The sequence below is a fragment of the Arthrobacter sp. ok909 genome (assembly GCF_900104405.1).
GTDB lineage: Bacteria > Actinomycetota > Actinomycetes > Actinomycetales > Micrococcaceae > Arthrobacter > Arthrobacter humicola.
Genome location: NZ_FNJS01000006.1, coordinates 187,198 through 198,449 on the forward strand (window position 1 = coordinate 187,198; position 11,252 = coordinate 198,449).

At 66.5% G+C, this 11,252-nt stretch carries 10 protein-coding genes; 7 read left to right on the top strand and 3 right to left on the bottom strand.

Going from position 1 to position 11,252, the window contains the following annotated elements:
• Positions 1 to 50: 50 nt before the first annotated feature.
• Complete coding sequence (gene rarD, locus BLR03_RS07430; RefSeq protein ID WP_091251304.1) at positions 51 to 1,076, bottom strand: EamA family transporter RarD; 1,026 nt, start codon at positions 1,074 to 1,076, stop codon at positions 51 to 53.
• A gap of 130 nt (positions 1,077 to 1,206) precedes the next feature.
• Here rarD and BLR03_RS07435 point away from each other — a divergent pair, with 130 nt between their 5' ends.
• From BLR03_RS07435 to BLR03_RS07465, 7 genes are all read left to right on the top strand, one after another.
• Positions 1,207 to 2,643, top strand: a complete 1,437-nt coding sequence (locus BLR03_RS07435) for an FAD-dependent oxidoreductase (RefSeq protein WP_091251306.1) — start codon at positions 1,207 to 1,209, stop codon at positions 2,641 to 2,643.
• A gap of 244 nt (positions 2,644 to 2,887) precedes the next feature.
• Positions 2,888 to 4,270 carry a GAF domain-containing protein gene (locus tag BLR03_RS07440; RefSeq protein WP_091251308.1) on the top strand — a complete coding sequence of 461 codons (1,383 nt, stop codon included), beginning with the start codon at positions 2,888 to 2,890 and terminating at the stop codon, positions 4,268 to 4,270.
• Between the two features lie 142 nt (positions 4,271 to 4,412).
• Positions 4,413 to 5,936 (top strand): acetaldehyde dehydrogenase ExaC, encoded by a 1,524-nt coding sequence (locus BLR03_RS07445; RefSeq protein WP_091251309.1) that lies wholly within the window; start codon positions 4,413 to 4,415, stop codon positions 5,934 to 5,936.
• A gap of 186 nt (positions 5,937 to 6,122) precedes the next feature.
• Positions 6,123 to 7,145: an alcohol dehydrogenase AdhP gene (adhP, locus tag BLR03_RS07450; RefSeq protein ID WP_175460442.1), complete on the top strand. Its 1,023-nt coding sequence runs from the start codon at positions 6,123 to 6,125 to the stop codon at positions 7,143 to 7,145.
• A gap of 16 nt (positions 7,146 to 7,161) precedes the next feature.
• Positions 7,162 to 7,572, top strand: coding sequence for a DUF779 domain-containing protein (locus BLR03_RS07455; protein ID WP_091251311.1), 411 nt, complete (start codon positions 7,162 to 7,164; stop codon positions 7,570 to 7,572).
• Positions 7,573 to 7,744: 172 nt separating this feature from the next.
• A complete protein-coding gene (locus BLR03_RS07460; protein WP_091251313.1) occupies positions 7,745 to 9,307 on the top strand; it encodes an amino acid permease in 1,563 nt (520 codons plus the stop codon).
• Positions 9,308 to 9,472: 165 nt separating this feature from the next.
• Complete coding sequence (locus BLR03_RS07465; protein WP_091251315.1) at positions 9,473 to 10,078, top strand: TetR/AcrR family transcriptional regulator; 606 nt, start codon at positions 9,473 to 9,475, stop codon at positions 10,076 to 10,078.
• Positions 10,079 to 10,099: 21 nt separating this feature from the next.
• Here the strand turns inward: BLR03_RS07465 and BLR03_RS07470 are convergent, their stop codons facing one another.
• Together BLR03_RS07470 and BLR03_RS07475 are read right to left on the bottom strand one after the other, a co-directional pair.
• Positions 10,100 to 10,735: a DUF2461 domain-containing protein gene (locus BLR03_RS07470; protein ID WP_091251316.1), complete on the bottom strand. Its 636-nt coding sequence runs from the start codon at positions 10,733 to 10,735 to the stop codon at positions 10,100 to 10,102.
• A 147-nt stretch (positions 10,736 to 10,882) separates the two neighbouring features.
• On the bottom strand, positions 10,883 to 11,252 hold a 370-nt coding region (locus BLR03_RS07475; protein WP_302846573.1), incomplete at its 5' end, for a catalase-related domain-containing protein.

Sequence of the window (11,252 nt, forward strand, 5' to 3'; positions counted from 1 at the left end):
ACGCACGGCGGCCCTGGTGCGCAGACGGCTAACCCGCCGGGGGAGTCCTGCTAGGTGGCGGCGCGGGCCCGTTTCCGGATCATGGAGTTCTTCCCGGCCGCCAACAGCATGTCCACGGTCAGCACGAGCAGTGCCAGCCACACGACGCCGAAGCCAATCCAGCGGTCCAGAGTCATGGGTTCCTTGAACACCACAAGCGCCACAATGAACTGCAGCACGGGTGCGAAGTACTGCAACAAGCCGATGGTGGTCATGGGCAGCCGGCGGGCAGAGGCCCCGAAGAACAGCAGCGGCACGGCGGTGATGACACCCGACGCGACCAGCAGCCAGAAGTGCCCGGAGCCGTTGGAGGCCAGCGTGGCCGCCCCGCTGACCGCGAGCACAATCATGGTGGCCGCAGCCGCCGGGGCCAGTACGATCGTCTCCACGGTGAGGCTGGTGATCGCGTCCGCCCGCGGGCCAACACGCTTCTTGACGAAGCCGTACAGGCCAAAGCTCAGCGCGAGCGTCAGGGCGATCCAGGGGAGCTTGCCGTAGGAGACTGTCAGCACGCCCACCGCAATAAAGCCGATGCCGACGGCGGCCCACTGCAGCGGCCGCAGCTTTTCCTTCAGGACAAAGACCCCCAGCAGCACCGAGACCAGCGGGTTGATGAAGTAGCCCAGGGAGGCCTCGACGGCCTGGCCGGTGGTCACGCCGTAGGTGTAGGTCAGCCAGTTCACCGCGATCAGAGCCGCGGCGATGGACAGCGGGCCGATCACCGTGCGGTTCCGGAACGCAGCGGCCAGCACCCGCCACGAGCGCGTCACGGTGATCAGCAGGACGCAGAACACGAGCGACCAGACCACCCGGTTGGCGACAATTTCGACCGCGCCGGCAGGGCGGAGCGCATAGAAGTACAGGGGCAGCAGTCCCCACAGCCCGTAGGCGCCGATCCCAAACAGGATCCCCGGCGTCGTTTCCTTATCTACCGGCGCGAGCCCGGCCGGCGGCTGCGGCGCCGGCCGCCCTGCAGGGGCTGGGACGCGCGGGTCGATCGGCGGGGCGGGGGAGAAGGATCCTTCGGGCTTAGGCACAAAACCAATAACACCACCTGCACGGCGCCTATTCCTACCAACCGGACCGCAGGCCGCCCGGCGACATTTAGAATAGGGGCCTGTGCGCTGTATGTACTGGCGCTGTCCCTAAGACTCAGAAGGGCTCCCGGTGTCCAACTCGGCCGAATCCACATCCACTCGTCCCCTCCGCGTCGCCATTGTCGGCGCGGGTCCGGCCGGCGTCTACGCCGCGGACATCCTGACGAAGTCCAATGAGGTCAAAGACGGCGACGTCGAGGTCAGCATCGATCTCTTCGAGGCATACCCGGCGCCATACGGCCTGATCCGCTACGGGGTGGCTCCTGACCATCCCCGGATCAAAGGCATCGTCAACGCCCTGCACAAGGTCCTGGACCGCGGCGACATCCGGTTCCTTGGAAACGTAACCTACGGCCGGGACCTGACGCTGCATGACTTCCGCGCCTTCTACGACGCCGTGATCTTCTCCACGGGAGCCATCAAGGACGCCGAGCTGGACATTCCCGGGATCGGGCTCGAGGGTTCCTTCGGCGGGGCCGACTTCGTCTCCTGGTACGACGGCCACCCGGACGTGCCGCGGGACTGGCCGCTGGAGGCGAAGGAGATCGCCGTGATCGGCAACGGCAACGTGGCCCTGGACGTGGCCCGCATGCTGGTCAAGCACGCCGATGAACTCCTGGTCACCGAAATCCCGGACAACGTCTACCGGGCCCTCAAGGACTCGCCGGTCACCGACGTCCATGTCTTCGGCCGCCGCGGCCCGGCCCAGGTGAAGTTCACCCCGCTGGAGCTGCGCGAACTCAGCCATGCCAAGGACGTGGACATTGTGCTGTATCCGGAGGACTTCGAGTTCGACGAAGCCTCGGATGAGGCCATCCGCAGCAACAACCAGATCCGGACCATGGTCAACACCCTGACCAACTGGCTCGTCGAGGACCACGCCGAAGCCGAGGAACCGTCCTCGCGCCGGCTGCACCTGCACTTCCTGCACAGCCCGGTCGAGATCCATGACGGCGCCGCGAATCCCGGCAAAGTCGCTGGCATCAAGTTTGAACGCATGCAGCTCGACGGCACCGGGAACGTCAAGGGCACCGGGGAATTCCTCGACTACCCGGTCCAGGCCGTCTACCGGGCGATCGGCTACCACGGCTCGCCGCTGGATGAGCTGGAGTACGATGCCCGCCGCGGCGTTGTCCCCAACGAAGGCGGCCGTGTCCTCGACGCTGAGGGGAAACCGGTCCCCGGGATCTACGCCACCGGCTGGATCAAGCGCGGACCCGTCGGGCTGATCGGCCACACCAAGGGTGACGCGCTGGAGACCATCGGCTACCTGCTGGAAGACCGGCTCACCTTGCCGCCGGCGCAGAACCCGGACCCGCAGGCCATCATCGATCTGCTGCAGGAACGCGGCATCCAGTACACGACCTGGGAAGGGTGGATCAAGCTCGATGCCCACGAGCTCGCCCTCGGCGCTGAGTGGTCCGCTGCGGAGAACACCAACGGGATCGAGCGGGAGCGCATCAAGGTGGTGCCGCGCGAGGAGATGATTGAGATTTCCCGCGGCTAGCCTGTCCCGCGGCGCAGATTTTCCCACGACGCGCAATAAAGCTGGCGCACAGGGTATTCCGGCGTCGACAGCCCTTTTGCGCAGCGCGGAACCGATTGCGCAGCGCCGAACCGTCCGACTGGCCCTGATGCCGGCCGGCCCGTCGCGGCAGACGCCGGCTCTGGCGGCCATCTGGAACGCCCCGTAGACTGGGGCGGACGAGGCGGCCTTCGGCACGCCGTCGAGCCCGTCCGGTGGGAGTTCAATGAGGAATCTGGTCCATCCGGCAGCGCTGCTACCGCCAGCAGGCGGGGTCACCGCAGCGCTGCGGCAGAAGCATGCCAGCGCCGGGCACGAGGAACTGGATTCCCGGGGTCTCGTCTTTCCGGAGGACCTTCACCTGCCCGGGCTCAGCAGCCTGATCCAGGAGTCGTGGCGCCGTTCGGCGGAACTGCACGCCAACCCGGACAACCCCGAGGCCCCTCTGGCCATGGACCGCGAAGAACTTGAGGAATACCGCCGCCAGCACCCCCTGGCCGCCATCATGCCTGTGATCCACAAGCTTCTGGTCCTGCCAAGCCATGACAGCGGGATGCTGGTGGCCGTGGGGGACGAGGTCGGCCGGCTGCTGTGGGTGGAAGGCGACGCCGCCCTGCAGCGCCGGGCCGAAGGCATGATGTTCGTCCCCGGGGCCGACTGGTCCGAGGCGACGGTGGGCACCAGCGCCCCGGGCACCGCGCTGGCCCTGGGCCGGGGCATCCAGATCTCCGGCGCGGAACACTACAAGCGTTCGGTCCATCCCTGGAGCTGCACGGCCGTGCCGTTCCACGACCCGGATTCCGGCGCACTGCTGGGGGTCGTGGACATCACCGGCACGGAGTCGGCCGTGGCCCCCCACACCCTGTCCCTCGTCGAGGCGACGGTCGCCGCTGCCCAGGCGCATCTGCGGGTGGAACGGCTCCAGTTGGCCGCCGCACGCCAGTCCTCGCCCTCCCGGCGGAGACGCCCGGCCGCGCCGAAAACGACCGGGGCACCGGCCGCCGGCAGCCTGTACCGGAACAGCCTCCAACTGCTTGGCCGCGATCAGGCCCTGCTCAGCATTGACGGCCGCACCGTGTCCCTGTCCGCCCGGCACAGTGAGATCCTCGCCCTGCTCAGCACCCACCCCGAAGGCCTGAACGCCGAGGAGCTGTGCGCCCTCCTGTACCCCGGGGAGGCCTCCACCATGACGCTGCGCGCGGAGATGGTACGGCTGCGCAGGGTCCTGCAGCAGCTCAATCCCGAGGCCGTCCCGGCGTCACGCCCGTACCGCTTGCCGGTCGACCTCGTGCCGGACTCCGGACAGGTGCTGAGCTGCCTGCAACGCGGCGCTCACCGGATAGCGCTGGAAATCTACCGCGGCGCCGTACTGCCGCGCTCGGAGGCGCCCGGCATCGTGGAGCTGCGGGCCAGGGTTTCCGAGCTGATGCGCGAGGCCCTGCTGACGGACGGCAGCGCCGAGTCACTGCTGAAGTACGCCGAACTGCCTGAGGCAAAGGACGACGTCGACGTCCGGACCGCCGCGCTGAAGCTGCTGGCACCGCGCTCGCCCAAGCGTGCCGCCGTCGTCGCCGATCTGGAACGGCTGGACCGGGAACTGAGCGCCTGAACGGTCACGGCCCGGGGCATCCGGACCGTGACCGGGCTCACACCGTTGCAACCTGACTGCAACCTTCGCGCCCCTAGGCTGAGTGCAACGGGGGCCGGAAGCGCCTTGCTGCCCCCTCTCTTGCACAGCAAAGGAGCTAGCAATGACTGTTTTCGCCCAGCCCGGTACCGAGGGCTCGAAGGTCACCTTCAAGGACCGCTACGAGAACTGGATCGGCGGCGAGTGGGTTGCCCCGGTCAAGGGCCAGTACTTCGAGAACATCACCCCGGTGACAGGCAAGGCTTTCTGTGAGGTGGCCCGCGGCACCGCCGAAGATATTGAGCTGGCGCTGGACGCCGCGCACAAGGTTGCGCCGTCCTGGGGCAAGACGTCCGTGGCCGAGCGCGCCGCCATCCTGAACAAGATCGCGGACCGGATCGACGCGAACACCGAGATGCTCGCCGTCGCCGAATCCTGGGACAACGGCAAGCCGATCCGCGAAACCCTCAACGCGGACATTCCGCTCGCCGCCGACCACTTCCGCTACTTCGCCTCGGCCGTCCGCGCCCAGGAGGGCCGACTGTCCCAGCTCGACGACGACACCACCGCCTACCACTACCACGAGCCCCTCGGCGTCGTCGGCCAGATCATTCCCTGGAACTTCCCGATCCTCATGGCCGTCTGGAAGCTCGCCCCCGCCCTTGCCGCCGGCAACGCCGTCGTCCTGAAGCCGGCCGAGCAGACCCCGTCCTCCATCCTGGTGCTGATGGAACTGATCAGCGACCTCCTGCCGGCCGGCGTCATCAACGTGGTCAACGGCTTCGGTGTGGAGGCCGGCAAGCCCCTGGCCTCCAGCCCGCGGATCCGCAAGATCGCCTTCACCGGCGAAACCACCACCGGCCGGCTGATCAGCCAGTACGCCTCCCAGAACCTGATCCCGGTCACGCTGGAACTCGGCGGCAAGAGCCCCAACATCTTCTTCAACGACGTCGCCGACACCAACGACGCCTTCTACGACAAGGCCCTTGAAGGCTTCACGCTCTTCGCCTTCAATCAGGGCGAGGTCTGCACCTGCCCGTCCCGCGCCTTGGTTCAAGAGGGCATCTACGACTCCTTCATGGCTGACGCGCTGGCCCGCACGCAGAAGATCATCCAGGGCAACCCGCTGGATGCCGAGACGCAGCTCGGCGCCCAGGCCTCCAATGACCAGCTCGAGAAGATCCTGTCCTACATCGACATCGGAAAGCAGGAAGGCGCCAAGGCCCTCACCGGCGGCGCCCGCGCCGAACTGTCCGGCGACCTCGCCGGCGGTTACTACGTGCAGCCGACCATCTTCGAGGGACACAACAAAATGCGGATCTTCCAGGAGGAGATCTTCGGCCCGGTGGTGTCCGTGACGCGCTTCAGCGATTACAACGACGCCATGGGGATCGCCAACGACACCCTCTACGGCCTCGGCGCCGGCGTCTGGTCCCGCAACGGCAACGTTGCCTACCGTGCCGGCCGCGAGATCCAGGCCGGCCGCGTGTGGGTCAACAACTACCACGCCTACCCGGCCGGTGCCGCGTTCGGCGGGTACAAGTCCTCCGGCATCGGACGTGAGAACCACTCCATGATGCTGGACCACTACCAGCAGACCAAGAACCTCCTGGTCAGCTACAACGAGAACAAGCTCGGCTTCTTCTAAGCCGCATTGACCCGGGCGGGACGGATCGGAAGTGATCCGCCCCGCCCGCACCATGCCTGGCCACCCCCGGGCGGGACGTACCACCCACCACCCCACGGAGTACACCAAACCCTGAATACGCCCGAAAGCTACGCCCCAAAACTACGCCCCATAACTACGCCCCAAAACTACGCAAGGATTTCGCCAATGACGACGACAATGCAAGCAGCTGTAGTAACTGAATTCGGCAAAGACCTCCAGATCCAGGACCTCCCCATTCCCTCCCCGGGCCGCGGCGAGGCGCTGGTCAAAGTCATCACCACCGGCGTCTGCCACACCGACCTCCATGCGGCCGAAGGCGACTGGCCGGTGAAGCCGACCCCGCCGTTCATTCCCGGCCACGAAGGCGTGGGCGAAGTCGTGGCCCTCGGCGAAGGCGTCACTGACCTGGCCGTCGGAGACCTGGTGGGCAACGCCTGGCTGTGGTCCGCCTGCGGCGACTGCCAGTTCTGCCGGACAGGCTGGGAAACCCTCTGCGAGGCCCAGAAGAACGCCGGCTACAGCGTGGACGGCTCCTTCGGCGAGTACATGCTGGTGGACAGCCGCTTCGCTGCCCGAATCCCCGCCGGCTCGGATCCGGTGGAAGTGGCTCCGGTGCTCTGCGCGGGCGTCACGGTCTACAAGGGCCTGAAGATGACCGAGGCCAAGCCCGGCCAGTGGGTCACCATCTCCGGGATCGGCGGACTCGGCCACATCGCTGTCCAGTACGCCGTGGCCATGGGGCTGCGGGTCGCGGCGGTGGACATCGCCGACGACAAGCTCGCCCTGGCCAAGAAGCACGGTGCAGAGCTGACGGTCAATGCCCTGCACGAGGATCCCGCCGAAGTTATCCAGCGCGAAACCGGAGGATGCCATGGAGTCCTGGTCACGGCAGTGCACCCGTCAGCCTTCGGGCAGGCCATTGGGATGGCCCGGCGCGGCGGAACGATCGTGTTCAACGGGCTGCCGCCGGGCGACTTCCCGGCGCCGATCTTTGAGATTGTGCTCAAGGGGCTGACGGTCCGCGGCTCCATTGTGGGCACGCGGCAGGACCTTGAGGAGGCCCTCGACTTCTACGCCCAGGGCAAGATCCACCCCACGGTGTCCACGAGGGCGCTTTCCGAAGTGAACGCCGTTCTTGATGAGATGAAGCACGCCAAGATCGACGGCCGTGTGGTGCTGAGGTTCTGATGAAAGAAGGACGCTGATGCCGGAGACCAAGCTCGACGCCGCCGTGACCCGCCCGGGGGAGGACTTCTCCCGCGTCGCGCTCACCCCGGAGGCTGTGGGCCTGTTGCGCAAGCTGTGGGTGCAGCACGGCCCGCTGATGTTCCATCAGTCCGGCGGCTGTTGCGACGGTTCCTCGCCCATGTGCTACCCGGCCGGGGAGTTCATCACGGGGGACTCGGACGTGCTGCTTGGCCTGTTCGACATTTCGGACGGAATCCAGCCCCAGCCGGTGGAATTTTGGATGTCGCGGGAGCAGTTCAACTACTGGAGCCACACGCACCTGACGGTCGACGTTGTCCCTGGCCGGGGGAGCGGTTTCTCGGTGGAGGCCCCGGAAGGCAAGCGGTTCCTGATCCGCTCGGCGCTGATGGAAAACTGGCCGGTCTGAGCCGGAACGGCGGAGCGTAGAGCTCTCTGCTAGAGATGTGGGCCGTGCCGGCAATACCGGCACGGCCCACCTCTGCGTCTCACTATGTGGGACAAATCGGGCCGTCCAGTGGATGGACACTACACTAGATAGGTCTGTTTCCAAACCAGTTATCGAGATTGCGGACTTTCCTATGAACCTTTTCCGGACCAAATCCATCGAGCAGTCCATGTCCGACGCCGATGAGCCCGGACGCAAGTTGAAGCGCTCGCTCAGTACGTGGGACCTCATGATCATGGGGGTCGCGGTCGCCGTCGGCGCCGGGATCTTCTCGGTCGGCGCCAAGGCCGCCGCGAATTTCGCCGGCCCGGCCGTGACCATTTCCTTCGCGATCGCCGCCGTCACGTGCGCGCTCGCCATCATGTGCTACGCCGAGTTTGCCACGGCCATCCCGGTGGCAGGCTCCGCGTACGTCTTCACCTACGCGACCATGGGGGAAATCCTCGCGTGGATTATTGGCTGGAACCTGATCTTGGAACTCTTTACAGCCGGTGCCGTGATCGCGAAGTACTGGGGCATCTACCTCAGCAAGGTCTTTGCGCTCATGGGAGTCGACGTTCCGCCGTCGATCTCCCTGGGCGGCGTTGACCTCTACTGGGGTGCCTTCCTGATCGTTGCCATCTTCACGGTGCTGCTGGTCCTCGGTACCAAGCTCTCCGCCCGCGTCGGCAACATCTTCACGCTCATCAAGATCGCGGTGGTGCTCTTCGTGATCGTCGTCGGCTTCACCTACGTGAAGTTCGAGAACTACGCCCCGTTCGTGCCGGCCTCCGAGCCGACCGGCGGCACCGGAACCGCCGACGTCCTCAAGCAGTCCTTCTTCGGCTTCCTCACCGGCGCGGCCCCGGCCCAGTACGGCACGCTCGGCATCTTCGCCGGCGCCGCCCTGGTCTTCTTCGCCTTCATCGGCTTCGACGTCGTCGCCACCTCCGCCGAAGAGGTCAAGAACCCGCAGAAGACGCTGCCACGAGGCATCTTCGGCGGCCTTGCGATCGTCACCGTGCTCTACATCCTGGTGTCCCTGGCACTGACCGGCATGGTGTCCTACACCAAGCTGGCCGAGGCCAAGAACCCGACCCTTACCACCGCTTTCGAGGCCGTCGGCAACACCGACGCCGCCAAGGTCATCGCCTTCGGCTCCCTCGTGGGCCTCACCACCGTCATCATGGTGCTCCTCATGGGCCTGTCGCGCGTGGTCCTGGCCATGAGCCGCGACGGCCTGCTGCCGCGCTCACTGTCCAAAACCAGCACGATCCGTGCGACGCCGGCCCGCCTCCAGATCATCTGCGGCGCCGCCGTGGCTCTCGTCGCCGGCTTGACCAACGTGGACCTGCTCGAGGAAATGATCAACATCGGCACGCTCTCCGCCTTCGTGATGGTGAGCCTGGGCATCCTGGTCTTGCGCAAGAAGCGCCCGGACCTCAAGCCGAGCTTCCGCGTCCCGTTCGGCAAGGTGCTCCCGGTTGTCTCGGCCGTGCTGTGCCTCTACCTCATGACGAACCTCGCCGTGGAAACCTGGATCTTCTTCGCGATCTGGCTCGTGATTGGCATCGCGATCTACTTCGCCTACGGCCAGCGCCACTCCCGCCTGAACGAAAAGTTCGCGGCGGCCCGGGCCTCCGTGAATGGCACCGCCAAGGGCGACGCCGTCACCGCCGCCCCGGCGAACGAGGAGGACGCGCTCACCCGCTCCTGATCGGGAAATGACCGGTCCCGACAAATCGAAGTCGCCGGAGACCTGCGAATTCGCCGACAACTTCCGGCGAATTGGCACGGCTCCGGCGACTTCGGCGTTGGACCGTCCGGTTCGGGAGACTGCAGACGGCGGGCGCGGAGGACCCCGGCTCCCTAAGATGGAGACATGGCCCGCCCAGCAAGACCGGAACGCAAATCAGAGCTGTTGTCGGCGATTCTCGACTACCTCATGGACAAGACGCTGGCGGAGCTGACGTTTCGAAGCCTCGCCGACGGGCTGGGGGTCAGCAGCTACGTTCTGGTGTACCACTTCGGCCACCGTGAACAGCTGATCAACGAGATCATCCGCGGCATCGAATCCCGGCTGGACAGCATCCGTGCCACCGACGTCCGGGACATCGACAGGGATGCCTGGCGGGCCTTCCTCCTGGAGTCCTGGCAGTGGACCATGGCGCAGCGCAACCGTCACCTGGCCCGGCTGGAATTTGAGGCGACGGCGCAGGACGTGGTGGCGGCGGTGCCGCGCGGCACAGCCCAGGAGCACTTCCGCATGCTGCACGAGAAGTCCCGGGACTGGCTCGTCATCCAGGGGATCCGGCCAGAGTTCGCCGACACCGACGCCCGTCTCTTCACCGCCGCGTTCTATGGGCTGCAGTTCGACTTTGTCGTCAACAACCAGCCCGAGGAAGCCACCGAGGCCTTCGAGCTGATGATGCTGGTCTTCTTCAACAACCTCGACCGGCGGCTCGCCACCGACGGCCAGCACATCTGACGCTGAAGGCCAGGGTCCAGGTCAGGGAGCCGCGTAACGGCCGACCCACTCCACCAGGGGACGCAGCTCCTCCCAGCGCCGGGCCACTTCCTCCACCGCCCCGGGCCCGGCAAGCCAATCGGGCTGCCCGACGTTCTCACCGGCCGTAAGGGACTTGTGTTTGAGCAGCTCGGCCCTGGGGTGGTCCTTGTCGAAGCCCCGCGGCACGGTCTTCAGGCGTTCGCCTTCCACGGCGAACCCTGCGGCCTCGGCGTGGCGCACGATTTCCTGCAGAGCCTCTCCGCTGGCGGGGTCGTCCACGGCACCGCGAAAGCGTGCCAGCTGGGCCGGGGTGTGGGTATGGCAGCCGCCGCCGATGAGGAGGCCGTCGGCACTGAGCTGGACGTAGAAACCCACTCCCTCCGCCAGCGCGGCGAAGGCTCCCTGCGCCGTCTTGTAGGGCGACTTGTCCGGCGAGAAGCGGACATCCCGGTTGGGCCGAAAGAGTTTCGCCGGGCCGAACCGGGGTTCCAGCTCGGCGAGCAGCTCGGTCAACGGCCCGTTCACCGCGGCATCGTAGACAGGCTTGTGCTCCAGCCACCAGTCCCGGTTGTTGTTCTGCTCAAGCTCGGAATAGAACCGGAAGGCGTCATCCGGAATGCCTGCAAATACGGTCATGGCTAAATCCTAGGGATCTGCCGCGACTCGTGGCGAGGGCTGCAAGCACCTATGTGGAAAACGGCAAAACGCCCCGCCACGGATCTCCGGGGGATTTCCGTGGCGGGGCGTTTATCGGCTCAGCCGGTCACAGACGGGCCTTGCTGATTAGACCTTGTTGGCGGCCTCGGCGTCGGACTCAACCTGGCCGGCGCCGAGGTTGGCGCGCAGCTTGGCGCCGAACCCGGCGTCGACGTTGGTCCAGTACGCGATGGCGCGTTCCTTGATGTCGGCGTTCCTGACGCCGCTGACGGCGCCGGTGACGGTCTCGAGCAGGCGGGCTTTCTCGCCGTCGTTGTAGACCTCGCGGTACAGCGTGCCGGCCTGGCCGAAGTCGCTGTCCTCGGCGTGCAGGGTGTGCGCGGAGAGCGTGAGCTCGCCGTCGTTCTCCCAGCCGCCGCCTGCGACCGCGGGCTCCACGGCAGCGGGGCCGCCGACGGAGTTCGGTGCGTAGACCGGAACAGACGGGGCGTTGAAG

Bases quoted from the DNA above. Each gene is read 5' to 3' on its own strand.
- BLR03_RS07455 (WP_091251311.1), top strand. From the start codon at position 7,162: ATGCCGGAGACCAAGCTCGACGCCGCCGTGACCCGCCCGGGGGAGGAC.
- BLR03_RS07460 (WP_091251313.1), top strand. From the start codon at position 7,745: ATGAACCTTTTCCGGACCAAATCCATCGAGCAGTCCATGTCCGACGCC.
- adhP (WP_175460442.1), top strand. From the start codon at position 6,123: ATGACGACGACAATGCAAGCAGCTGTAGTAACTGAATTCGGCAAAGAC.
- BLR03_RS07440 (WP_091251308.1), top strand. From the start codon at position 2,888: ATGAGGAATCTGGTCCATCCGGCAGCGCTGCTACCGCCAGCAGGCGGG.
- BLR03_RS07465 (WP_091251315.1), top strand. From the start codon at position 9,473: ATGGCCCGCCCAGCAAGACCGGAACGCAAATCAGAGCTGTTGTCGGCG.
- BLR03_RS07470 (WP_091251316.1), bottom strand. From the start codon at position 10,735: ATGACCGTATTTGCAGGCATTCCGGATGACGCCTTCCGGTTCTATTCC.
- BLR03_RS07445 (WP_091251309.1), top strand. From the start codon at position 4,413: ATGACTGTTTTCGCCCAGCCCGGTACCGAGGGCTCGAAGGTCACCTTC.